Origin of the sequence: Paracoccus sp. SM22M-07 (assembly GCF_001887735.1) — a bacterium.
GTDB lineage: Bacteria > Pseudomonadota > Alphaproteobacteria > Rhodobacterales > Rhodobacteraceae > Paracoccus.
This window is the reverse complement of record NZ_JPKW01000004.1, coordinates 285,805-309,291: the sequence shown is the minus strand read 5'-3', so window position 1 is coordinate 309,291 and position 23,487 is coordinate 285,805. Positions and strand designations below refer to the sequence as shown.

The 23,487-nt window shown below is 65.7% G+C and carries 18 protein-coding genes; 7 read left to right on the top strand and 11 right to left on the bottom strand.

Going from position 1 to position 23,487, the window contains the following annotated elements:
• Window positions 1–33 precede the first annotated feature (33 nt).
• Entirely contained in the window at window positions 34–1,635 is a 1,602-nt protein-coding gene (locus IE00_RS08420) for an alpha-glucosidase family protein (RefSeq protein ID WP_072296632.1), read from the bottom strand.
• A 119-nt stretch (window positions 1,636–1,754) separates the two neighbouring features.
• On the opposite strand from IE00_RS08420, the gene glgB reads away from it, so the two are divergent.
• From glgB to IE00_RS08390, 6 genes are read left to right on the top strand one after another with little or no spacing between them, the layout of a single operon-like run.
• Complete coding sequence (gene glgB / locus IE00_RS08415; protein ID WP_072296631.1) at window positions 1,755–3,941, top strand: 1,4-alpha-glucan branching protein GlgB; 2,187 nt, start codon at window positions 1,755–1,757, stop codon at window positions 3,939–3,941.
• 24 nt (window positions 3,942–3,965) lie between these two features.
• On the top strand, window positions 3,966–5,225 hold the full coding sequence (gene glgC, locus IE00_RS08410) for a glucose-1-phosphate adenylyltransferase (RefSeq protein ID WP_072296630.1): 1,260 nt from the start codon (window positions 3,966–3,968) through the stop codon (window positions 5,223–5,225).
• On the top strand, window positions 5,225–6,664 hold the full coding sequence (gene glgA / locus IE00_RS08405; protein WP_083554183.1) for a glycogen synthase GlgA: 1,440 nt from the start codon (window positions 5,225–5,227) through the stop codon (window positions 6,662–6,664). Before glgC ends, glgA begins: the two co-directional genes overlap by 1 nt.
• On the top strand, window positions 6,661–8,748 hold the full coding sequence (glgX, locus tag IE00_RS08400; protein ID WP_083554181.1) for a glycogen debranching protein GlgX: 2,088 nt from the start codon (window positions 6,661–6,663) through the stop codon (window positions 8,746–8,748). Before glgA ends, glgX begins: the two co-directional genes overlap by 4 nt.
• Window positions 8,745–10,616, top strand: a complete 1,872-nt coding sequence (locus tag IE00_RS08395; protein ID WP_072296628.1) for an alpha-amylase family protein — start codon at window positions 8,745–8,747, stop codon at window positions 10,614–10,616. Before glgX ends, IE00_RS08395 begins: the two co-directional genes overlap by 4 nt.
• Window positions 10,617–10,648: 32 nt before the next feature.
• Entirely contained in the window at window positions 10,649–13,027 is a 2,379-nt protein-coding gene (locus IE00_RS08390) for a glycogen/starch/alpha-glucan phosphorylase (RefSeq protein ID WP_240493828.1), read from the top strand.
• Here the strand turns inward: IE00_RS08390 and IE00_RS08385 are convergent.
• The 8 genes from IE00_RS08385 to IE00_RS08350 form a co-directional block, all read right to left on the bottom strand.
• Window positions 13,024–13,749: an ABC transporter permease gene (locus IE00_RS08385; protein ID WP_072296626.1), complete on the bottom strand. Its 726-nt coding sequence runs from the start codon at window positions 13,747–13,749 to the stop codon at window positions 13,024–13,026. The two genes, IE00_RS08390 and IE00_RS08385, sit on opposite strands and share 4 nt — an antisense overlap.
• Window positions 13,749–14,666, bottom strand: a complete 918-nt coding sequence (locus tag IE00_RS08380; protein WP_072296625.1) for an ABC transporter ATP-binding protein — start codon at window positions 14,664–14,666, stop codon at window positions 13,749–13,751. Before IE00_RS08380 ends, IE00_RS08385 begins: the two co-directional genes overlap by 1 nt.
• A complete protein-coding gene (locus IE00_RS08375) occupies window positions 14,663–15,796 on the bottom strand; it encodes an ABC transporter permease (protein ID WP_072296624.1) in 1,134 nt (377 codons plus the stop codon). Before IE00_RS08375 ends, IE00_RS08380 begins: the two co-directional genes overlap by 4 nt.
• Window positions 15,796–16,704, bottom strand: coding sequence for an ABC transporter substrate-binding protein (locus IE00_RS08370; protein ID WP_072296623.1), 909 nt, complete (start codon window positions 16,702–16,704; stop codon window positions 15,796–15,798). Before IE00_RS08370 ends, IE00_RS08375 begins: the two co-directional genes overlap by 1 nt.
• 165 nt (window positions 16,705–16,869) lie before the next feature.
• Window positions 16,870–18,186 (bottom strand): TRAP transporter large permease subunit, encoded by a 1,317-nt coding sequence (locus IE00_RS08365; RefSeq protein WP_072296622.1) that lies wholly within the window; start codon window positions 18,184–18,186, stop codon window positions 16,870–16,872.
• Complete coding sequence (locus tag IE00_RS08360) at window positions 18,186–18,743, bottom strand: TRAP transporter small permease subunit (RefSeq protein ID WP_072296621.1); 558 nt, start codon at window positions 18,741–18,743, stop codon at window positions 18,186–18,188. The genes IE00_RS08365 and IE00_RS08360 overlap by 1 nt, the downstream gene beginning before the upstream one ends.
• A 56-nt stretch (window positions 18,744–18,799) precedes the next feature.
• The gene (locus tag IE00_RS08355) at window positions 18,800–19,822 is read right to left on the bottom strand and encodes a TRAP transporter substrate-binding protein (protein WP_072296620.1); all 1,023 of its coding nucleotides are present in this window, start codon (window positions 19,820–19,822) and stop codon (window positions 18,800–18,802) included.
• Window positions 19,823–19,847: 25 nt separating this feature from the next.
• Entirely contained in the window at window positions 19,848–20,351 is a 504-nt protein-coding gene (locus IE00_RS08350) for a gluconokinase (RefSeq protein WP_072296619.1), read from the bottom strand.
• 115 nt (window positions 20,352–20,466) lie between these two features.
• Here IE00_RS08350 and IE00_RS08345 point away from each other — a divergent pair, with 115 nt between their 5' ends.
• Window positions 20,467–21,489, top strand: coding sequence for a LacI family DNA-binding transcriptional regulator (locus IE00_RS08345; protein WP_072296618.1), 1,023 nt, complete (start codon window positions 20,467–20,469; stop codon window positions 21,487–21,489).
• On the opposite strand, the gene IE00_RS08340 is transcribed toward IE00_RS08345, so the two are convergent.
• Both IE00_RS08340 and IE00_RS08335 read right to left on the bottom strand, forming a co-directional pair.
• A complete protein-coding gene (locus IE00_RS08340; protein WP_072296617.1) occupies window positions 21,486–22,064 on the bottom strand; it encodes a DUF1190 domain-containing protein in 579 nt (192 codons plus the stop codon). The genes IE00_RS08345 and IE00_RS08340 overlap by 4 nt on opposite strands.
• 19 nt (window positions 22,065–22,083) lie before the next feature.
• On the bottom strand, window positions 22,084–23,310 hold the full coding sequence (locus IE00_RS08335) for a glutathionylspermidine synthase family protein (RefSeq protein ID WP_072296616.1): 1,227 nt from the start codon (window positions 23,308–23,310) through the stop codon (window positions 22,084–22,086).
• Window positions 23,311–23,487 lie beyond the last annotated feature (177 nt).

Genomic DNA, 23,487 nt, shown 5'->3' with positions numbered 1-23,487 from the left:
CCCCGGTCGCATGCCAAGATCAGGCGGCCCTGATCAGGCGGTCAGGCCGGGCTGACCATCCAGCCATGCGAAACCGTTGGCCGGCAGGCTCAGCGACCGGCCGTCCAGCGTGGCATGGCCGGGACCGCAAAGCGCGCTGTCCTGCGACAGGTTCAGCGTCACGGGTTCGGCCGACAGGTTGAAGACGCAGGTCAGCGACCGTTCGTCCTGGGTCCGGGTGAAGGCCAGGACCGGTTCGGGCAGGTCCAGGAACCGCGTGTCACCCCACCGCAGGGCCGGCTGCGATTTGCGGAAGGCGATCGTGTCGCGATAGGCGGCCAGCACGCTGTCGGTCCCTTCCTGGGCCGCCACGGCATGGGCGGCCTGCGCGGGTTTGACCGGCAGCCAGGGCGTGCCTTCGGAAAAGCCCGCCTGGGGCTGATCGGCGTCCCAGACCATCGGCGTGCGGCAGCCGTCGCGGCCCTTCACCTCGGGCCAGAAGCGCAGGGCCGGGGGATCGGTCAGTTCTTCGTAAACCAGCGTCGTTTCGGTCTGGCCCAGTTCCTCGCCCTGATAGATGCAGATGGTGCCGGGGAAGGACATCAGCATGGCGGCGGACTGGCGGGCCAGGGTGTCGGGATCGGCGGCGTATTTGGCCCACCGGCTGACATGGCGCATGACGTCGTGGTTGGAAAAGCTCCAGCAGCTGTGGCCGTCGGGGGCGCCGATCTGCACGCCTTCGATGCATTTGCGGAAATGCGCGGCGGTGAATTCCGGGCTGAGCATCTCGAAGCTGTAGCACATGTGCAGCCGGTCGGTCCCGGCGGTATAGGCGGCCATGATGTCGATGGCCGTCTGGCCGCCGTCGCCGACCTCGCCCACCATCAAGCGGTCGGGGAATTCGTCGGTCAGCGCGCGCATCCGCTTCAGGAAGGGGATGTTCTGCGGCTGGTTCTTGGACCGGACATGCAGCTGGCGCGGATAGGTTTCCGGCCCGTCGTAATCGGGATTGGGCGGGTTCGCGCGCAGTTTGCGGTCGTGGAAATAGTAGTTGACCGTATCCAACCGAAAGCCGTCCACGCCGCGTTCCAGCCAGAAGCGCATCGTCTCCAGCAGGGCGTCCTGGACGGCGGGGTTCCACATGTTCAGGTCGGGCTGTTCGATCAGGAAGTTGTGCAGGTAATATTGCTTGCGCCGTGCATCCCATTCCCAGGCCGGACCGCCAAAGACCGAGGGCCAGTTGTTGGGCGGTGTCCCGTCGGCGCGCGGATCGGCCCAGACATACCAGTCGGCCTTGTCGTTGTCGCGGCTGCTGCGGCTTTCGGCGAACCAGGGATGCTTGTCGCTGGAATGGCTGATCACCTGGTCGATGATGACCTTGATGCCCAGGTCATGGGCGCGTGTCACCAGGGCGTCGAAATCGGCCAGCGATCCGAACAGCGGGTCGATGTCGGTATAATCCGACACGTCATATCCCATGTCCTTCTGGGGCGAGGTGAAGATCGGCGACAGCCAGATCGCATCCGCACCAAGGGCCGCCACATGGTCCAGCCGACGGGTGATGCCCGGCAGATCGCCGATTCCGTCGCCGTTGCTGTCTTGAAAACTGCGGGGGTAGATCTGATAGATCACCGCATCGCGCCACCATTCCGTCATCGTGCACCTTTCGGTTCGTGAAGTTCTTGTCGGACAAGACCACTATAGCCGGATCAAAAACCAGAGGTTAGCGTTAACCTCGGAATTGCCCGAATCTGTGACCCGGATAAAGTGGACCGATGAAAATAACGACAAAGCCTTCTTTGCCCGCCGTCGAGGACCAGATTGCGCTGGAGCGGGGCCGATGCGGCGATCCTTTTCGGATCCTGGGGCCGCGCGGTGCGGGCAAGGACAGGTCGCTGACGGTCTATCATCCCGATCTGGCCGCGCTGCGGGTGATCAGCGGGGGCAAGCTGATCGACCTGCCGCGCGTCGCGGGCGACCTGTTCGCCGGGCCGATCCCCGCGGGCGATTATCGCCTGCAGGCCGAAAGCGGCGGCGGGGTGACCTGGGAATTCGACGATCCCTATCGCTTCGGTCCCGTCCTGGGCGACATGGACCTGCATCTGCTGGGCGAGGGGACGCATCGCCGGATGTGGCAGGCCCTTGGGGCCCATGTCACCGACCATGAAGGCGCGCGGGGCACGCATTTCGCGGTCTGGGCGCCCAATGCGCAGCGCGTGTCCGTGGTGGGACAGTTCAACGGATGGGACGGGCGGCGCCACCCGATGCGGCGTCTGGGCGGCAGCGGCATCTGGGAAATCTTCCTGCCCGACCTGACCGAGGGCACGCTTTACAAATACGAGATCGTCGATGCGCATGGCGGCGTGATGCAAAAGGCCGACCCCGTGGGTTTCGGCAGCCAGCATCCCCCCGAAAAGGCCAGCGTGGTGCGCGACATCAGCGGCTTTGGCTGGAAGGATGATGCCTGGATGGCGTCGCGGGCGGCCGCACAGGACCGGACCGCGCCAATGTCCATCTATGAGGTGCATCCGGGCAGCTGGCGGCGCAAATGGGACGATGGCGGCCGTCCCCTGTCCTATCAGGAAATGGCCCGCGATCTGGTCGCCTATGCCAAGGACATGGGCTTCACCCATCTGGAGCTGATGCCGGTCAGCGAATTTCCCTTCGACGGGTCTTGGGGCTATCAGCCCGTCGGCCTCTATGCGCCGACGATCCGTTTCGGCCCGCCGCATGAATTCCGCGACCTGGTCGATGCCGCGCATCAGGCGGGGCTGGGCGTGCTGCTGGATTGGGTGCCCGGACATTTCCCGACCGACGCCCACGGGCTGGCCCGTTTCGACGGCACCGCGCTTTATGAACATGAAGACCCGCGCGAAGGCTTCCATCAGGACTGGAACACCCTGATCTACAATTACGGCCGGACCGAAGTGCAGAATTTCCTGATCGCCAATGCCATCTACTGGTTCCAGGAATACCATATCGACGGGTTGCGCGTGGATGCGGTGGCCTCGATGCTATATCGCGACTATTCGCGCAAGGATGGCGAATGGGTCCCCAACAAAGATGGTGGCCGCGAGAATTACGAGGCCATCGATTTCCTGCAGAAGATGAACATCGCCGCCTATGGCGAAACCCCCGGCATCATGACCGTGGCCGAGGAAAGCACCTCCTATCCCAAGGTCTCCGCGCCCGTCGATACGGGGGGCCTGGGCTTCGGGTTCAAGTGGAACATGGGCTGGATGAACGACACGCTGCGCTACATGAGCCGCGATCCCGTCCATCGCCGCTATCACCACGACCTGATGAGCTTTGGGTTGATGTATGCCTTCACCGAAAACTTCATCCTGCCGATCAGCCATGACGAGGTTGTTCACGGCAAGGGCAGCATGCTGCACAAGATGCCTGGCGACGAATGGCAGCAATTCGCGAACCTGCGCGCCTATTACGGCTTCATGTGGGGCCATCCGGGCAAGAAGCTGCTGTTCATGGGCTGCGAATTCGGCCAGCCCGAGGAATGGAACCATAATGGCGAACTGAACTGGCACGCCGCCGGGCAGCCGCTGAACCAGGGCGTGCAGTCGCTGGTCCGCGACCTGAACCGCCTGTACCGCGACCAGCCCGCCCTGCATGTCAAGGATTGCGATGCCGACGGCTTCCAGTGGATCGCGACCGATCCCGCGCAATCGACCTATGCCTGGATCCGCAGGGGAAACGCGGGCGATCCGCCGGTGGTTGTGGTGTGCAACTTTACCCCCGTGCCGCGCCTCGATTTCCGCATCGGCGTCCCGCAGGCAGGCCCCTGGCACGAGGCGGTGAACACCGATGCCGCCGTCTATGGCGGTAGCGGGATGGGCAACATGGGCGGCGTGACGGCCGATGGCGCGGGGCAGGACGGCCAGCCCGCCAGCATGGCGGTGACGCTGCCGCCGCTGTCGGTGGTGATCTTCGTCGCGGGCAACTGATTTCAATTGGGGGAGGATTTGAACATGGCTGAAACCAAGCGCCTGACACGCCGTGCCATGGCATTCGTGCTGGCAGGGGGGCGCGGCAGCCGCCTGATGGAACTGACCGACCGGCGCGTCAAGCCGGCCGTCTATTTCGGCGGCAAGACCCGCATCGTCGATTTCGCCCTGTCGAACGCGATGAACAGCGGCATCCGCAAGATCGCCGTGGCGACCCAGTACAAGGCTCACAGCCTGATCCGGCATTGCCAGCGCGGCTGGAACTTCTTTCGCGCCGAGCGCAACGAATTCCTGGACATCCTGCCGGCCAGCCAGCGGACGTCCGAACAGCACTGGTACCAGGGGACGGCGGATGCGGTGACGCAGAACATCGACATCGTCGATGATTACGACGTCGATTACATCATCATCCTGGCGGGCGACCACATCTATAAGATGGATTACGAGGTGATGCTGCGCGAGCATGTCGAGAGCGGCGCCGATGTCACCGTCGGCTGCCTGACCGTCCCGCGCGAGGAGGCCAGCGCCTTCGGCGTCATGGATGTCGACGACAAGGGGCGCATCGTGTCCTTCCTGGAAAAGCCCAAGGACCCGCCCGCCATGCCCGGCCATCCCGACAAGGCGCTGGCATCCATGGGGATCTATGTTTTCAACTGGGCCTTCCTGCGCGAATTGCTGCTGGCCGATGCCGAGGACCCCCATTCCAGCCATGATTTCGGCACCGACCTGATCCCCGGCATCGTCAAGAACGGCAAGGCCATGGCGCATCGTTTCGACGTGTCCTGCGTGCGCACCCCCGGCGCGCCCGCCTATTGGAAGGATGTCGGCACCGTCGATGCCTTCTGGCAGGCCAATATCGACCTGACCGATTTCACGCCCGAACTGAACCTGTGGGACAACGACTGGCCGATCTGGACCTATTCGGAAAGCAAGCCGCCCGCCAAGTTCATCCATGACGAAAAGGACCGGCGCGGGGTGGCGATATCCTCTATGGTGTCGGGGGGCTGCATCGTGTCGGGCACGGAAATCCGCAACTCGCTGCTGTTCACCGAGGTGCATACCAATTCCTATGCCGTGCTGGATCACGCGGTGGTGCTGCCCTATGTCACGGTCGAACGACATGCGCGGCTGCGCAACGTCGTCATCGACCGGGGCGTCACCATCCCCGAAGGGTTGGTGGTGGGCGAGGACCCGCTGGATGACGCCAAGTGGTTCCGCGTCAGCGACAAGGGCGTGACCCTGATCACCCAGGACATGCTGGACAGGCGGGCGGCGTCGCTGTGATGAAGGTTCTGTCCGTTGCTTCGGAATGCGCGCCGCTGGTCAAGACCGGCGGGTTGGCCGATGTCGTGGGGGCCCTGCCTGCCGCCCTGGCCCAGCAGGGGGTGCAGATGCGCACCCTGCTGCCGGGCTATCCGGCGGTCATGGCGGCCGTGACGCAAGGCCAGACCGATCCCGAGGCGGTTCTTGATTTCGACGATCTGTTCGGCGGGCCCGCCAGGGTTCTTGCCGTCAGCGTCGCGGGGCTGGACCTGCTGGTGATCGACGCGCCGCATCTGTACGCGCGGCCGGGCAACCCCTATCTGGGGCCGGACGGGCGCGACTGGCCCGACAACCCGGAACGCTTTGCGGCGCTGTCCTGGGTCGGCGCCCGGATCGCCGCGCATGGGGCAGGGGATTGGCATCCGGCGGTGCTGCACGGCCATGACTGGCAGGCGGGCCTTGCCACCGAATACCTGCGCCGGATGGATGCGGGGCATGTCCGCACCGTCATGACCATCCACAACATCGCCTTCACCGGCCCCGCCGATCCTGGCCGGTTGGATTCCCTGCGGCTGGACCCCGGTCGCTTTCACAGCGAGGGATACGAGTTCTGGGGCGCGATTTCGGCATTGAAGGCGGGATTGATGGGGGCGGATGCGCTGACCACCGTGTCCCCCAGCTATGCCGAGGAACTGATGACCCCGGAATTCGGCATGGGCCTGGAGGGCGTGATGCGCCACCGGCGCGCATCGCTGCACGGTATCCTGAACGGCATCGACGAAGACGCCTGGAACCCCGCCACCGACCCGGCGATCGCGGCCTATGCCAAGCCGGCGGGAAAGGCTGCCGCCAAAACGGCGCTGCAGGCAGAGATGGGCCTGCCCCAGGCCGATGGCCCCTTGTGCGTGATCGTGTCGCGCATGACCCATCAGAAGGGGTTGGACCTGGTTCTGGAAACCCTGCCGACATTGCTGGAGCAGGGCGGTCAGCTGGCCGTGCTGGGATCGGGCGATCCCGACCTGGAACGGGCTTTCCGCGCGGCGGCCGAGGCCGATCCGAATGTCGCGGTGCGCATCGGCTATGACGAAGACTTCTCTCATCGCCTGATCGCGGGGGGTGACGCGATCCTGGTGCCCTCGCGGTTCGAGCCTTGCGGCCTGACCCAGCTTTACGGTCTGCGTTATGGGACGGTGCCGGTCGTGGCGCTGACGGGCGGGCTGGCCGATACGGTCATCAACGCATCACCCGCGGCCCTGGCGCGCAAGGTGGCCACCGGCATCCAGTTCGCGCCGGTGACGGCGGGGGCGCTGCGCAATGCGCTGGTGCGGCTGGACGCCCTTTACAAGGACAGGAAAACATGGTCCCGCCTGCAGACGAACGCGATGGCGCAGCCGGTGGGCTGGGCGCTGTCGGCCAGGGCCTATGCCGAACTTTACGCCGGACTGACCGCAAGCAGATGAACGACCACGATGCGATGACCGCCGGGCACCCAGCGCCCCTGGGGGCGACCTTTGACGGTGCCGGTGTCAATTTTGCCCTTTTTTCCAGGCATGCCGACCGTGTGGTGCTGTGCTTGTTCGACGACAAGAACCGCGAGACGCGCATCGACCTGCCCGAACGCGACGGCCATGTCTGGCACGGCCATATCGCGGGACTGCGCCCCGGACAGCGATACGGATACCGCGTTCATGGCCCCTACAAGCCGCAGGAAGGGCATCGCTTCAATCCCAACAAGCTGCTGATCGACCCCTATGCCAAGCGGCTGTCGGGACGGCTGGCCCCCCATGACGCAGTCTTCGGATACCGGGCGGGCCATGCCGATGCCGATCTGTCCTATGACCGCCGCGACAGCGCCGGCCATGTGCCGCGCAGCGTGGTGGTGGACCCCGCCTTCACCTGGGGCGACGACCGCCCCCTGCGCCGCCCGATGACCGACACCGTCCTCTATGAAGCGCATGTGAAGGGCCTGACCGCCGGACGGCCTGGCATTCCGGGGCGCGGCGGCTATCTGGCGATGGCGTCGGACCCGATGCTGGACCACCTGACCAAGCTGGGCGTTACCGCGATCGAGCTGTTGCCCGTCCAGGCCTTTGCCGATGACCGCTTTCTGGTGGACAAGGGGCTGACGAATTACTGGGGCTACATGACCTACGGGTTCTTTGCCCCCGAGCCGCGATACATGCGCGACGGCGATATCGCGGAATTCCAGCAGATGGTCGCGCGGTTCCACAAGGCCGGGATCGAGGTGATCCTTGATGTCGTCTATAACCACACCGCCGAAGGCAATGAACTGGGCCCGACCCTGTCCTTCCGGGGGCTGGACAATGCCTCCTACTATCGCCTGGCCGAGGATCGGCGGTTCTATGTGAACGAGGCCGGGACGGGCAACGTGCTGGACATGGACAGCCCCTTCACGCTGCGGCTGGTCATGGACAGCCTGCGTTACTGGGTCGAGGTGATGCATGTCGACGGTTTCCGTTTCGACCTGTGCAGCGTCCTGGGGCGCACGCGCGGTGTCTTCGACCGGGACGGGCCGTTCTTTCGCGCCATCCGCCAGGACCCGGTCCTGAACCGCGTCAAGCTGATCGCCGAGCCGTGGGATATCGGCGAGGGCGGCTATCAGCTGGGGGCCTATCCCGCGCCTTTTGCGGAATGGAACGACCGGTATCGCGACCAGCTGCGCGGCTTCTGGCGCGGCGATCCGGGCCTGATCGGCAAGCTGGCCAAGCGTGTCGCGGGATCGGCGGCGCGGTTCGACCATGACGGGCGGGCGGCGACCAGTTCGGTGAACTTCATCTCGGCCCATGACGGGTTCACGCTGATGGACACGGTCAGCTATGCCGAAAAGCACAATGACGCCAATGGCGAGGACAACCGCGACGGCCACAACCACAACCTGTCCGACAACATGGGCATCGAGGGGCCGTCCGACGATCCCGGCATCATCGCCCGGCGCGACCGGCGGCGGCGCAACCTGATCGCCTCGCTGATGCTGTCGCAGGGCACGCCGATGTTGCTGGCGGGGGATGAGCTGGGCAATTCCCAGGGTGGCAACAACAACGCCTATTGCCAGGACAATTCCATCGGCTGGGTCGATTGGGACCATGCCGATCCCGATTTCCTGGCCTTCTGCCGGCGCGCGATCGCCTTTCGCAAGGCCCATCCGATCCTGCGGCAGAAGCGCTTCCTGCACAGCCAGTCCCGCGAACAGGACGGCCTGCCGGACCTGTTCTGGCGGCGCGCCGACGGCGCCCCGATGCGCCCCGAGGATTGGAACGACCCCGAGCTGCGCCTGCTGGCGGCCGAGATGCGCATGGCATCCGGCACGCCCGCCTATGCCGCACTGCCGGGGGCGATCTTCGTCGTCTACAACAACGGTAAGGATCAGATGGTCACGGTTCCCGACGCCCCCAAGGGCAGCCACTGGCGGCGCAGGCTGGACAGCGCCCGCGACGATGCGACGGATATCGCCGCAGGGGATCGCGAAAGCATTGCCGGCGAAAGCGTCGTGGCCTTCGTGCTGTGCGAAGGGCCCCACCCATGAGCGCCGCGACCATCTTCGACATGCGCCTGTCGCGCAGCGCCGCCGACCTGTGGCCGATGTTGGAACGGCTTTACGGCGAACGCGCCGATTACGACGATTTCTGCGACCGGCTGCTGCAGGCCCTGCGCGAGGGATGGGCCGCGCGTCCCGCCGACCTCAAGCGGCTGGATCTGGCGCGCGACCTGGAGCCCGACTGGTTCCAGCGCCCGCAGATGGTCGGCTATGTCTTCTATGTCGATCGTTTCGCGGGCAACCTGTCGGGCGTGCATGACCGGCTGGATTACCTGCGCGACCTTGGCGTGACCTATGTCCATCTTATGCCTTGCCTCAAGCCGCGCCCCGGCGACAGCGACGGCGGCTATTCGGTGATGGATTACCGGCAGGTGAACCCCGCCTATGGCCGCATGGCCGACCTGACGCGGCTGGCGGCGGCGCTGCGGGCGCGGGGCATGTCGCTTTGCGTCGATCTGGTGCTGAACCACACGGCCAAGGAACATGAATGGGCGCAGGCGGCGGTGGCGGGCGATCCGGATTGTCAGGACATGTACCTGATGTTCGACGACCAGACCCTGCCCAAGGCCTATGAGCAGAGCCTGATCGAGATCTTTCCCGACACCGCGCCGGGCAGCTTTACCCATTACCCGGACCTGGACAAATGGGTCTGGACGACCTTCAACGAACATCAATGGGATCTGAACTGGGCCAATCCGCGGGTCTTCCTGGAAATCGTGCGGATCATGCTGAACCTGGCCAACAAGGGCGTCGATGTGCTGCGGCTGGACGCGGTGGCCTTCATGTGGAAGCGCATGGGCACCACCTGCCAGGGCCAGCCCGAGGTGCATCTGCTGCTGCGCGCGCTGCGCGCCTGCACGCGCATCGCCGCGAATGCCGTCCTGCACCTGGAGGAGGCCATCGTCGGTCCCGCCGACATGCTGACCTATTTCGGGCGCGGCGAACATGACGGCAAGGAAGGCAACCTGGCCTATCACAACAGCCTGATGGTCCAGTTCTGGAGCGCCCTGGCCACGCGCGACACGCGGATGATGCGCCATGTGCTGGCCACTCATTTCCCGCCCGTGCTGACCAATGCCACCTATGCCACCTATATCCGCTGTCACGACGATATCGGATGGGCCATCACCGACGAAGATGCGGCGGCACTGGGGATCGCGGGCGCGGCGCACCGGGCCTTTCTGTCGGATTTCTATGACGGCAGCTTTCCGGGCAGTTTCGCGAACGGGACGCTGTTCCAGGTCAATCCGGAAACGGGCGACAAGCGGATCTCGGGCAGCTTCGCATCCATGGCGGGGCTGGAGGGCGCACTGGCGCGGGGCGACGAACAGGGCATCGACCTGGCCGTGCAGCGCATCCTGATGGGCCACGCCCTGATCGCGTCCTTTGGCGGGGTGCCGCTGATCTATATGGGCGACGAATTGGGCCTGCTGAACGATCACGGCTATCGCGACGTGCCCGAACATGCCCATGACAGCCGCTGGATCCACCGACCGGCGATGGATTGGGACGCTGCTGCGCAGGCCGTTGCGGATGCAGGCTCGACCCAGGGGCGCATCCTGCATGGCACGCGGATGATCATGGCGCGGCGCCGGTCCTGCGACCGCCTGCATGGCGGGCATCCGACCCAGGTGCTGGATGGCGCAAATGCCGCAGTTTTCGCCTTTGCGCGCCGCGCGCCGCAGGGAAGTGTTGTTTGTCTTTTCAACTTCACCGAAAACTGGCAACAGGTCGATGGAAATTGGCTGCGCTTTCAAGGCGTGACCGACATGCGCGACATCTTGTCGGACGCAACGGTGTCCTTGCATGACGACATGCTGGTTCTGCCCCCCTATGGCCGTGTCTGGCTGTCCTGAACAAGTGTAAGAGGCCTAACGTGACCCATGCCTTGACCGCGCAAGATCTGCGTGACCAGATCCTTCACCACCTGACCCACACCCAGGGTCGGGGACCGGAATTCGCAACCGTTTTCGACTGGCGGATGGCGGTCAGCTATACCGTGCGCGACCGGATGGTCGGACCGTGGGTCAATGCCATCCGCGCCGCCCGCGACCAGGGGGCCAAGCGGGTCTATTACCTGTCGATGGAATTCCTGATCGGCCGCATCCTGGGCGATGCGATCATCAACCTGGGCCTGGAACCCGCCATTGGCGAGGCGCTGGCGCTGCTGGGGCAGGACGAAGCCACCATTCTGGACGATGAACCGGACGCGGCATTGGGCAATGGCGGGCTGGGGCGTCTGGCGGCCTGTTTCATGGAATCGCTCTCCTCGCTGAACTGCCCGGCCTTCGGTTACGGCATTCGTTACGAACACGGGCTGTTCCGCCAGCGTTTCGAAGGCGGCCAGCAGGTCGAAACCCCCGAGGATTGGCTGAACCAGCCGCACCCCTGGGAATTCGTCCGCATCGATTACAGCTATGAGATCGGCTTCAAGGGCCATGTCGACCAGATCGACGGCCGCGCCGTCTGGCGTCCCGCCGAAAGCGTGCTGGCGCGGGCCTATGACACGCCGGTCATCGGCTGGGGCGGGGATTGGGCCAACAGCCTGCGCCTGTGGGGGGCGCATCCGACGACGCTGCTGGACCTGCACCGCTTCAACGCGGGCGACCATACCGCCGCAGCCGAGCCCGAGGCCCTGGCCCGGACCCTGTCGCGGGTCCTCTATCCCGACGACACGACCGAGGCGGGCAAGGAATTGCGCCTGAAGCAGGAATATTTCCTGACCTCGGCGGCGCTGCAGGATATCCTGCGCCGCTTTTTGTCCGAACATGGCGATCTGGGCCTGCTGCCCGAAAAGGTCGCGATCCAGCTGAACGACACCCATCCCGCCATCGCGGGTCCAGAACTGATCCGCCTGCTGATGGACGATCACGGGCTGCCCTTCGACCGGGCCTTGGTGTTGGCGCAGAAGACGCTGAACTATACCAACCACACCCTGCTGCCCGAGGCGCTGGAGCGGTGGTCGACATGGCTGATGGGCCGCGTGTTGCCGCGCCACATGCAGATCATCCAGATGATCGACGACGAACACCGCCGCGCCACGGGCCGGCCGAACCATGTCGGCATCGTGCATGGCGACCAGGTCCACATGGGGGAACTGGCCTTCATCATGGCGGGACGGGTGAACGGCGTCTCGGCGCTGCACACGGATCTGGTCAAGGACACCGTCTTTGCCGATCTGCATCGGCTGCATCCCGACCGGATCGTGAACCAGACGAACGGCGTCACCCCGCGCCGCTGGCTGCGCATGGCCAACCCCGCCCTGACGCGGCTTCTGGACGATACCATCGGCACGGGCTGGACGCGCGATCTGGACCAGTTGAAGGGGCTGGAACCCCATGCCCGGGATGCCGGGTTCCGCGACCGTCTGCGCGCGGCCAAGCGCGACAACAAGGTCCTGCTGTCGAACGGCTTGCTGGCGGGTCTGGGCATCAAGGCCGATCCCGACGCGATCTTCGACGTGCAGATCAAGCGCATCCATGAATACAAGCGCCAGCTGCTGAACATCCTGGAAGCCATCGCCCTGTGGAGCCGCATCCACGATGATCCCAACGGCGGCTGGACCCCGCGCGTCAAGATCTTTGGCGGCAAGGCGGCGCCGGGATACTGGCTGGCGAAATCGGTGATCCACCTGATCAACGACGTGGCCGAAACGATCAACAGCGACCCGGTCACGTCGAAATACCTGCAGATCGCCTATCCGCCCAATTACAACGTCTCGATGGCCGAGGATCTGATCCCGGCCGCCGATCTGTCCGAACAGATCAGCACCGCCGGGAAAGAGGCGTCGGGCACCGGCAACATGAAGTTCACGATGAACGGCGCGCTGACCATCGGCACGCTGGACGGTGCCAACGTGGAAATCCGCGACCATGTCGGCCCCGAGAACTTCTTCCTGTTCGGCATGACCGCCGATCAGGCGGCGGCGGAAAAATCACGCCCCGGTCATGCCCGCGCCGCCATCGAACGCAGCGAGGACATGAAGATCGCCCTGCAGCTGATCGCGGAAGGCCGCTTTGGCCGGGCCGAGACCTATTACGGGTTGCTGGACCGGACCTGGAACGACGATCCCTTCTTGGTGGCATCGGATTTCGACGCCTATTACGCGGCGCAGCGCCAGGTCGATGCCGCCTATGCCGATCAGGACGACTGGCACCGGATGGCGGCGCTGAACATCGCGCGGTCGGGGTTCTTTTCGTCGGACCGCACGATCCGCGGCTATATGCAGGATATCTGGGACGTCCGGTCGGTCACCCTGCCGGGTTAACCGGTGCGGCGCGCCGCAAGGCGCGCCAGCGCCTGAAAGCCTTCGTGGATCATCACGGCGATGATGCCCACGACCATGCCGCCCTGCAGGACGAAGGCGGTGTTCGAGGACAGAAGACCCGCGATGATCACCTCGCCCAGGGTGCGGGCGGCGACGGTCGAGCCGATCGTCGCCGTACCAAGCGAGATCACCGCCGTCAGACGCATCCCCGTCAGGATCACCGGCAGCGCCAGGGGCAGGTCCAACTGCCACAGGCGTTGGGCGGGGGTCAGGCCCATGCCGCGCGCCGCTTCGCGAATGCGAGCGGGCTGACCGGTCAGGCCCGCCAACGTGTTTTCAAAGACCGGCAGAAGGCCATAGAGGAACAGCGCCACCAACGTCGGCCCCGCCCCGAAGCCCATCACCGGCACGGCCAGCGCCAGCACCGCGACCGGTGGAAAGGTTTGCCCGACCGAGGTGATGGTCCGCGCCAGCGGCAGGAATTCGCGACCCGAGGGCCGCGTCACCAGGATCGCCAGCACCAGCGCCACCAGGGTCGAGGCCGCGACCGCCATCGCCACCAGCGCCAGATGCGACAGGGTCAGCGACCAGAGCGGCGTCTGGGTATAGATGGCGGGCGCGCCATTCCGGGTCATCGGGGCGAACAGCCAGGCAAAGCTGTCGGGGCTGGCCAGAAAGGCGATCAGGAACAGCCCCGCCGCCGCCATCAGGATGCGTCCCATCACGGGGCGGCCCTTTGGCGCAAGGCGGCCAGGGTGACCACGCCGCCGCCTTCGACGGGCAGGGCGTCGCGCCCGCTCCACAGGCATTCGGCCAGGGCGTCGCGCAGCGTTGCTTCGCGCGGGATGGGGGCGCCGGTGGCGTGACCCTCGGTCGCGATCTGGAAGGCGGGGGTCAGCGACAGCAGGTGGAAGGGGCGCATGTCGGGACCGATCAGCGCCTCGACGAAGGGGGTGGCGGGGGCGCGCAGGATGTCGGCGGGGGGCGCGTATTGCACCAGCTTGCCCCGATCCATGACGGCGATGCGATCGCCCAGCAGGATCGCCTCGGCCATGTCATGGGTCACAAGGACCAGCGTCGTCCCCAGCTGGCGCTGGATCTGGCGCAGATCGGCTTGGGCCTTGGCGCGGATCACCGGGTCCAGCGCGCCGAAGGGTTCGTCCATCAGCAGCAGGTCGGGCTTGGCGGCCAGGGCACGGGCCACGCCGATGCGCTGTTGCTGGCCGCCCGACAGTTCATGCGGCATGCGGTCGCGAAAGGCGTCGGGGTCCAGCTGGAACAGGGTCAACAATTCATCGACGCGGGCGCGGATGTCGTCCGCGGACCAGCGCAGCAGGCGCGGGACGGTGGCGATGTTCTGGCCCACGGTACGGTGCGGGAACAGGCCGTGCCCCTGGATGGCGTAACCGATGCGGCGGCGCAGCAGGTGCGGGGCGATGGCGGCCGTGTCCTGACCATCGATCAGCACCTGCCCCGAACTGGGCGTGACCAGCCGGTTGATCATCCGCAGCAATGTCGTCTTGCCCGACCCCGAGGTGCCGACCAGCGCCGCGATCTGGCCGCGCTCGACGGTCAGGCTGACATCGTCGACCACGGGCTTGCCGTCATAGCGTTTGGTCAGGTGGCTGATCTGGATCATGCGGGCCTCGGGGTGGTGCGGTTCAGGGTCTGGACCAGCAGGTCAAGCGCGATGCCGGCCACCAGGGCCAGCCCGATGGTGGGCAGGGCACCCAACAGGACCAGATCCATCGCGGTCTGGTTCAGCCCCTGGAAGACGAAGGTGCCGAAACCGCCCCCGCCGATCAGGCCCGCGATGACGGCCAACCCGATATTCTGGACCAGCACGATGCGGATCGCGGCCAGCAGCACGGGCAGGGCCAGCGGCACCAACACCCATGTCAGCCGCTGGAACCGGGTCAGGCCAAGGCCGATGGCGGCCTCTTGCGTGGCGGGACTGACGCCCGACAGACCGGTCAGCGTGTTCGACACCACCGGCAGCAGCGAATAAAGAAACAGCGCGACCAGCGCCGGAAAGACGCCGATCCCCGCGATGCCCGCCTGCGCGGCACCGGGGACATTGGCCGCGATCCAGCCAAAGATCGGGATCATGATGCCGAACAGAGCCAGCGACGGAATGGTCTGCAGGATGTTCAGCACCGACAGGACAGGGCCGCGGGCCGATGGCGCCTGATGGATCGCGACCCCCAAGGGCAGGCCGATCATCAGCGCCAGGCCAAGCGACCCGAAGGCCAGATACAGATGGGCGACGGCTTCGCGCAGAAAGGCGTCACGGCGTGCGGCGTATTCGCGCATGACCGACACCTGGTCCAGCCAGCCCGTCGACAGCACCATCGCAACCAGCGCGATGGCCCCCGCCAGCATCAGCCACCGCCAGTGCAGGGCAGGGCGCAGCCGCGTCACCGCATCGGTCAGCATCAACGCAAAGGCCAGCAGCAGCAGCCAGAAACCCGCCGCCGGGGCGACGCGGGCCAGATCGGGCGCATCGGCCATCAGCGCCTGCGCCGTGCCGCCAAGCGCCGCGATCACCGTGCCAAGCCCCGCCAAAGCCGCCGCCAGTCGCAGGCCATGGGACCAGCGCAGGCATCCGCCCAACAGGATCAGCGCCAGAAACCCCGCCAGCGGCAGGGCCATCGACACGCCGTCGCCGGGAACGATGCGGTTCGCCTTGAACTGCACCAGCGGCAGGACCAGTCCGGCCAGCCCGATCAGGGCGAACAGCAGGCCGGGGCGATCCAGCCGCGCCGTCATCAATCCAGGATGCCCGCGCTGGTCAGGTAATCGCGGGCGACGGCCTCGGCGGGTTCGCCGCCGATCTGGATGCGCCCGTTCAGTTCTTGCAGGGTTTCAAGGTCCAGTCCCTCGAAGATGGGGGCCAGGACGTCGCGGATCTCGGGATGCGCCTCGAGGATTTCGGCGCGCACGATGGGGGCGGGCTGATAGACGGGCTGAACGCCCTTGTCATCCTCCATCACCACAAGGCCCGCAGGCGCGATGCCGCCATCGGTGCCATAGACCATGGCTGCGTTCACGCCCGATGTCTGCTGCGCCGCCGCGGCGATGGTGGCGGCCGTGTCGCCCCCCGACAGCTGGACCAGCTGGTCGGGCGACATCTCGAAGCCATAGGTGGATTGGAAGGCGGGCAGGGCCGCGGCCGAGGTCACGAATTCGGTCGAAGCGGCCAGCTTGACGTCACCGCCATCCGCGATCCAGGCGCCGAAATCGCTCATGGTGGACAGGTCGTTTTCGTCCGCCAGATCCTGGCGGACGGCGATGGCCCAGGTGTTGTTGGCGGGCGAAGGCTGCAGCCAGACGATGTCGTTCTGTTCCAAGTCCAGCTCGGCCACGCGCTTGTAGCCGGCACCGGCATCCTTCCAGACCTCGCTATCGGCTTCGTTGAAGAAGAAGGCGCCGTTGGCGGTGTATTCGGGATAGATGTCGATCTGGCCCGAGGTGATCGCATCGCGCATGATCGGCGTGCCGCCCAGTTGCAGACGCGCGTTGACCGGCAGGTCGGCGTCCTGAAGGGCCATCAGGATGATGTTGCCCAGCAATCCACCCTCGGTGTCGATCTTGGAGGAAACGGTGATGTCCTGCGCACCGGCGGCAGAGCCCAGTCCGATCAGGGCTGCTGCGGCAATCGAGGGGATGGCTTTCATGGATGGTCCTTTCCTGTCGCGCCGGGCGCTGTGTGGTCTTCCGCAATGCGGCTCAGGACCCAAATGCAGCGCGGGGGGAAAGGTTCCGGCGGAAATCGCGCCGTCGGAATGCATCGGGGCCGGCGGCAGATGCCCCGGCCCCGAATGTGGTTCAGTCGCCCGTGATCAGTAGACGGCGATCATCGGGAAGATGATCAGCAGCGCCACCGCCAGGATCTGAAGCCCGATGAAGGGCAGCAGCGCGGTGAAGATCTCGCCCAGGGAAATGTCGGGCGGCGTGACCGACTTCAGATAGAAGGCGGCAGGACCGAAGGGCGGCGACAGGAAGCTGACCTGCATGTTCATCGCGAACAGCACGCCGAACCAGACCGGGTCATAGCCCAGGCTGACGATGATCGGCACGAAGATCGGCATGGTCAGCAGCGCGATCCCCACCCAGTCCAGGAACATGCCCAGGACGAACAGGATCGCCATCATGAACAGGATGATGATGGTGGGGTTGTCGCTGATGCCGGTGATCAGTTCGGACACGAAGTCGATGCCGCCCATCAGGTTGAAGACGCCCACGAGGGCCGAGGCGCCGATGCCGATCCAGACGATCATGCCGACGGTCTGCAGCGTCTGGATGGCCGCGTCGCGCAGCAACACCCACGTGAATTCACCCCGCACGATGGTCGAGAGCAGCACCCCCGCCACGCCCACGGCGCTGGCCTCGGTCACGGATGCGATGCCGCCATAGATCGAGCCGAGCACCATGACCACCACGACGATGGGCAGGAACAGACCCATGAGCAGGCGCAGCTTTTCCGACATCGGCACCGGGTCGCTGACGGTGGGCGGGACCGCGCCCGGCGTCAGCCAGGCCCGCATCAGCACATAGCCGACATAGAGCATGGCCAGCATGAAGCCCGGAATGAAGGAGGCCGTGAACAGGTCCCCGATCGAGACGTTCGCCGTCAGGCCATAGATGATCAGCACGATCGACGGCGGCACCATGGTCCCCAGGCTGCCGCCCGCGCAGACGACACCGATGGCCAGCTTGCGGTCATAGCCCTGCGCCAGCATCTGCGGCAGTGCGATCAGGCCCAGAAGAACGACCTCGCCGCCGATGATGCCGGACATGGCGGCCAGAATGACGGCCACGAAAATGGTCTGGACGGCCACGCCGCCACGGATGCGGCCGCCGATCAGGCGCATCGCCTCGAACAGGTCGCGCGCGATGCCGCTGCGGTCCAGGATGGCCGCCATCAGCACGAACATCGGCACCGAGACGAAGACGAAGCTGCTGACGAAGGAGTAGACGCGGCTGGTGATCAGCGGCACCACGTTCGGCCCGAACCAGCCAAGCGCGAAGATCAGCGTGACCAGCAGCGTGACGAAGGCCAGCGGAATGCCGGTGACCAGCAGGCCCAGAAGCATCGCGAACAGCACCAGCGTGCCGGTTTCGATGCCCAGGGATTGAAGTGAACCGAAAATCTCCATCAGCGGGCCCCCATGCCCTGCCCGCGGGCATAGTTGATCGCAAGGATCACGAATTGCACTGCCATGACGATCAGCGCGACCATCAGCAGGATCTTGAGCACGCCGGGGAACGCGGGGTTCCAGGCGCTGCCGGATGTTTCAAGGTGAAAGCTGCCGTCGGGACGCCATGCCGAACGCTTGACCATCTGCCAGGCCGCCCATGCGAAGGCACCCGCGGAAATGGCGCAGACCGCCGAGATCAGGAAATCGGCCACGCGGCGCGCGGCGGGCGGCAGGATGTCATAGACCAGCACGACCCGGATGTGACGGTCGCGCGAGGTGCACAAAAGCCCGCCATAGATGAACGAGATCGCGCAGAGGAACACCGTCGTCTCATGCGCCCAGTTGGTCGGGTTGCCGAAGACGTAACGCAGGATGACCTCCTGGATCAGGATCAGCATGGCGACGACCAGCCCCAGTGCCGGGATCAGCGCGAAGCGGTCGATCCATCGGCCCAGAAAGCCGGATTGCGCGACGGCGGCATGCTCCTCGCGCGGCATCTCATCGGATGCGGACATGGTGTTTCCCCTCCCTCGGGTGGGGTCGGGCGCGTGGCCCGACCCGGAAGCGTGTTTTACTCGACCAGGCCTTTTTCGGTCAGATAGGCGGTCAGGGCGTCATAGACCTTCTGGGCGGCGGGGGATTGGCTTGCGACCTTTTCCCATTCGCCCATGGCGATGCCACGGAACTTGGCGCGTTCTTCGTCGGACCAGTCGTGGACGGTGATCTCGCCGCCTTCCTTGGCTGCGGCGACGGCCTTTTCATCGGCCTCGGCCAGGGCTGCGACCTGGACGCGGGCGAAATCCTTGACCGATTGCGTCATGACCTGCTGCAGATCCTCGGGCAGGGCGTCCCACTTGTCCTTGTTCATCGAGATCTCGACCAGGGGCATCGAGTGGAAGCCCGGATAGACCGGATGGGGCGCGATGTCGTTCAGGCCCTGCGCCTGGTTCGTCGAAAAGACGGTATAGTCGGCCGCGTCGATGACCTTCTTGTCCAGAGAGGTGAAGACCTCGGAGCCGGGCAGGTTCACGGGCGATGCGCCGGCGGCGGCAAAGACCGACTGGACCAGGCCTTCGGGGGCGCGGATCTTGACGCCCTGCAGGTCGTCCACGCCGTCCAGCGGCACGGCGCTGACCAGCGCTTCCAGACCGGGGGTCGTGGCGCCGATGAATTGCAGGCCATAAGGGTTCATGATCTCGTTCAGCAGCTCGGAGCCGCCGCCGTTCTCGACGAAGTCCAGCATCTGTTCGGGGTTGGACCATGCGCCGACCGGGTTACCCATCAGGCCGAATGCCGGATCCTTGCCCGAGAAATAGGACAGGTCGGTGACATGGCCGTCCAGGATGCCGGTCGCGATCGCGTCCTGCGTCTCGTTATGCGCAACGATCGATTCGACGGGCATCAGGTTGATCTCGATCTTGCCGTCGGATTTCTCGGCGACATCCTTGGCCCAGCCCTGCTGCAGCATGAAGTTGGGGTTGCCTGCCGGGTCCGAGGACTGGAAGCGGAAGGTGTAATCGGCCGACAGCGCAGGGGCGGCCAGCGCCATCAGCGCGGTGGCGGCCATCAGGGTGCGGCGGGTCAGGTTGGTCATGTGGTTCTCCTCCGGGTTGGTATTTTCAGGCAGCCGGGGCAAGCGCCTCGGCTGCAAGCTCGATGATGCGTTCCGGCGCCAGCGCCACGCTGAGCCACAGCGCGTTCTCGGCCTCGGCATCGGGTGGCTGCAGCGCCGCCAGCTGACTGTCGATCAGGCTGGTCGGCATATAGTGGCCCGTGCGGGCGTTCATCCGTTCCTCGATCAGGGCACGGTCGCCATGCAGGAACACGATGTCGATTGGACCGGTCACGGTCCGCAGGCGGTCGCGATGGGCAAGGCCAAGCGCGGAACAGGCCAGCACCGCACGTCCGGGCGCGGCATTCACCGCCTGGCCCAATCTGTCCAGCCAGCCCCAACGCATGTCATCCGTCAAGGGGCGGCCGTCACGCATATGGGCCACGCTGCGTTCGTCGTGGTATTCGTCGGCTTCGATGAAGTGCCCGCCGAGCCGGTCCGCGATGCCCTGCGCGATCGTCGACTTGCCGACGCCGCAGATACCCATGACCAGAATCGGTCGCACACCCATGTCACCTGTCCTCCTGTCGTGTCACCCCCTCGATGACAGCGCAATCATGGATGACAGCGCTGTCATTCGTCAACCCCCTTACTTTTTCCAACGAACCGGGTAACGTGCCGTCATCATGGAAAAAACGCGCAAGACCACCCTGTCAGATGTTGCGGCGCTTGCCGATGTCAGCCCTATCACGGTGTCGCGCGCGCTGCGCGACCCGGAAAAAGTGTCGCCCGATGCGCGGGCGCGAATCACCCTGGCCATCGCCCAGCTGGGCTATGTGCCGAACCCGGCGGCGCGGGCCCTGGCATCGGGGCGGACGGATGTGGTGGGGGTGATCATCCCCTCGGTCAGCAACAACGTCTTCGCGGATGTGATGCGCGGGATCTATGACGGGCTGCAGGACAGTCCCCTTGGGGTTCAGCTGGGAACCACCCGCTATGCGCCCTCGACCGAGGAGCAGCTGGTCCGCGTCTTCCTGTCCCAGCAGCCCGCCGGCCTGATCGTGGCGGGCCATGACCAGTCCCCCGGCGCCCGCGCCCTGCTGGAACGCGCCGACTGCCCCGTCGTCCAGATCATGGAGGTGGGGCCGCAGCCCATCGACCTGGTCGTGGGCCTGTCGCATTACCAGGCGGCGCGGGACGGGGCGCAGCATCTGCTGGACAGGGGATATCGTGCGCCGGCGTTTCTGGGCGCCCAGATGGACCCGCGCAGTCAGCGCCGCCTGGCAGGGTTCCGCGATTGCCTGATCGCGGCGGGGCTGGGCGGCGACGATCCGGTCGTCACCACGCCCGAGCCGTCATCCGTCAGCCTGGGTTGCCGGCTGTTCGCGGACCTGATCGCGACGCGCCCTCAGACCGATGCGGTGCTGTGCAACAATGACGACCTGGCGCTTGGCGTGCTGTTCGAGGCGCAAAGGCGCAACATCCGCATCCCCGACCGGCTTGGCATCTGCGGGTTCAACGACCACGAGATGATGTCGGCGGCCGAACCGCCGCTGACCTCGGTCGCGACGGATCGCTATGAAATGGGGCGCGCCGCGATCCTTCAGATCCGCGACCGGCTGGCGGGCAGGGGCCAGCCGCGCGGCCATGCGATCGATTTGGGATACAGGCTGGTGCCGCGTCGCAGCACCGCCCGCGTCACGGCTTAACCGCCGAAGCTGCTGCGGCTGGCACCGAAGCCGCCGCGCGATCCGGCGGTGGCGCGCGTCATCGGTGCCCGGCCTGCGGTGGCGGCAGGGCGGGTGAAGTTCTGCGCCCCCATCGTGGCGCGCCCCGCATTGCTGCCGAAATTGGTCGTGCCGGCGGCATTGGTAAAGCCGCCCTGCGCGTTGCGGTACATCGGCTGCGAGGCCGCCATCCCGCCGCCCGCACGGCCCAGCATGTTCCCGATCAGGTAACCGGCCAGAAGCGGCATGAAGATGCTGCCCGACCCGCCATTGCTGACCTGCTGTTCCTCGGACCCGCAATTGCCTTCGCCATGCTGTTCCTCGCAGACCTGCAGGCTGTCATAGCGAGGGGCGGATTCGACATGCAGCGCTTCGGCCTCGGCAAAGGCCTTGTCGCATTCCTCGACCGAGAACAGCCCGTCCTGCGCGGCGGCCGCCTCGCAGCTTGCCATGTCGGGAAAGGCCTGCGCATCGACCTGTTCCTCGCGGCAGCCCGCGACGGTGAAGGCGGCGGCGCCAAGGATGGTCAGCGCGACGGTTCTGGAACGTTTTCTCATATTCCCTCCTTAGCGCGAATCAGTCCGCGATGAAATGCGGCTTGAAGCGCGACAGATCCTGCGTGATGCGCGACCGGTCCTCGCGCATGCCGATGCCCGCGCAGGCATGGCCCACGATCCAGGCCCCCACCACGGGACGGAAGCCGTCGAATTCGGGCAGCGCGTGATAGGCCTGGACGATGCGCGGATGGCGGTCGTAATCGGTGTTGGGACTGGTTTCGGTAACGTCGCCGCCTTCGACGATGCTGATCGACGCCCCCTCGCGCGAGAAGATCGGCTTGACCACATGGGCCGCGCGGATCTGGTCGGCGACCCGGCCGAAGGCGTCGGCCACGGCGGGATCGGGGGTGCCGCCCGCGACCAGCGCCTCGGCCACGTCATCGGCAAAGAAGGCCGGAAGCAGGTTCGGATGCCCTTCGAACATCTGCCACAGGACCGGCAGCAGACCCTTGTTCGACACGACCGCCTTCCAGGCGGGTTCGATGAACAGGCAGCCCGAATCCTTGACATGCTTGCCGAAATCGTCGGCCAGCATGTCCTCCCAGGGGTACAGCTTGAACAGCGTGCCGATGACCCGATCCTGGTCGTCCAGGAACTGCTTGTTCTTGCTGATCGCGATCTTGTTCAGGTCGGTGTAATGCGCGCCCATCCCGGCCTCGCGCGCCGCCCACGCCATGGATTCGACCGTGGCATAATCCTCGGGCGTGTCCGGCATTGCCGAAAAATGGATGTCGGTGTTCGGGTCGAACAATTCCTTGAACCGCTCGACCAGGGCCTCGTGGATGCCGTTGAACTGATCGGCGCCCTCGGGCAGGACGCCGGCGGCCAGCTGGTCTTCCAGCCACTGCCACTGGAAGGCCGCGCTTTCGTAAAGCGAGGTCGGCGTGTCGGCGTTGTATTCCAGCAGCTTGGCGGGACCCGTGCCGTCATAGGCCAGGTCCATGCGGCCATAGACCTCGGGTTCGTTTCGCGCCCAGCTGTCGGCGATCAGGTCGAAATGCGCGGGCGGGATGCCCAGCTTGGCCATCAGCGCCTGATCGCCCACGATGCGGTCGACGGCCTGGCGTGTCATGGCATGCAGTTCGGTGGCCGGGTCCTCCAGATCGGTCTCGATCTGGGCCAGCGTGAACTGATAGGCTGATGTTTCATCCCAATAGGGTTCGCCATGCATGTGGGCGAAGGTGAAACCGGCATCCTCGGCCTTGGCGGCCAGGTCGGGGCGTTCTGGAAGGGTGATCTTGCGCATGTCCGTTATCTAAGGCCTGCCGGTCGCCACGACCAGAGGTCTCAGGTCGTCTGGCGTGCGATAAACTGACCGGGCAGGGCGACGTCATGGGTCAGCTTGCCCTCCAGGACCTCCAGCAGGCATTCGGCCATGGCGGTGATCGGCTGGCGATAGGTGGTCAGCTGATAGGCGGGGGGA

What these genes read in the sequence shown, in the direction of transcription:
- IE00_RS08420 (WP_072296632.1), bottom strand. Translation starts at nt 1,635, where the DNA reads ATGACGGAATGGTGGCGCGATGCGGTGATCTATCAGATCTACCCCCGC.
- glgB (WP_072296631.1), top strand. Translation starts at nt 1,755, where the DNA reads ATGAAAATAACGACAAAGCCTTCTTTGCCCGCCGTCGAGGACCAGATT.
- glgC (WP_072296630.1), top strand. Translation starts at nt 3,966, where the DNA reads ATGGCTGAAACCAAGCGCCTGACACGCCGTGCCATGGCATTCGTGCTG.
- glgA (WP_083554183.1), top strand. Translation starts at nt 5,225, where the DNA reads ATGAAGGTTCTGTCCGTTGCTTCGGAATGCGCGCCGCTGGTCAAGACC.
- glgX (WP_083554181.1), top strand. Translation starts at nt 6,661, where the DNA reads ATGAACGACCACGATGCGATGACCGCCGGGCACCCAGCGCCCCTGGGG.
- IE00_RS08395 (WP_072296628.1), top strand. Translation starts at nt 8,745, where the DNA reads ATGAGCGCCGCGACCATCTTCGACATGCGCCTGTCGCGCAGCGCCGCC.
- IE00_RS08385 (WP_072296626.1), bottom strand. Translation starts at nt 13,749, where the DNA reads ATGGGACGCATCCTGATGGCGGCGGCGGGGCTGTTCCTGATCGCCTTT.
- IE00_RS08380 (WP_072296625.1), bottom strand. Translation starts at nt 14,666, where the DNA reads ATGATCCAGATCAGCCACCTGACCAAACGCTATGACGGCAAGCCCGTG.
- IE00_RS08375 (WP_072296624.1), bottom strand. Translation starts at nt 15,796, where the DNA reads ATGACGGCGCGGCTGGATCGCCCCGGCCTGCTGTTCGCCCTGATCGGG.
- IE00_RS08370 (WP_072296623.1), bottom strand. Translation starts at nt 16,704, where the DNA reads ATGAAAGCCATCCCCTCGATTGCCGCAGCAGCCCTGATCGGACTGGGC.
- IE00_RS08365 (WP_072296622.1), bottom strand. Translation starts at nt 18,186, where the DNA reads ATGGAGATTTTCGGTTCACTTCAATCCCTGGGCATCGAAACCGGCACG.
- IE00_RS08360 (WP_072296621.1), bottom strand. Translation starts at nt 18,743, where the DNA reads ATGTCCGCATCCGATGAGATGCCGCGCGAGGAGCATGCCGCCGTCGCG.
- IE00_RS08355 (WP_072296620.1), bottom strand. Translation starts at nt 19,822, where the DNA reads ATGACCAACCTGACCCGCCGCACCCTGATGGCCGCCACCGCGCTGATG.
- IE00_RS08350 (WP_072296619.1), bottom strand. Translation starts at nt 20,351, where the DNA reads ATGGGTGTGCGACCGATTCTGGTCATGGGTATCTGCGGCGTCGGCAAG.
- IE00_RS08345 (WP_072296618.1), top strand. Translation starts at nt 20,467, where the DNA reads ATGGAAAAAACGCGCAAGACCACCCTGTCAGATGTTGCGGCGCTTGCC.
- IE00_RS08340 (WP_072296617.1), bottom strand. Translation starts at nt 22,064, where the DNA reads ATGAGAAAACGTTCCAGAACCGTCGCGCTGACCATCCTTGGCGCCGCC.
- IE00_RS08335 (WP_072296616.1), bottom strand. Translation starts at nt 23,310, where the DNA reads ATGCGCAAGATCACCCTTCCAGAACGCCCCGACCTGGCCGCCAAGGCC.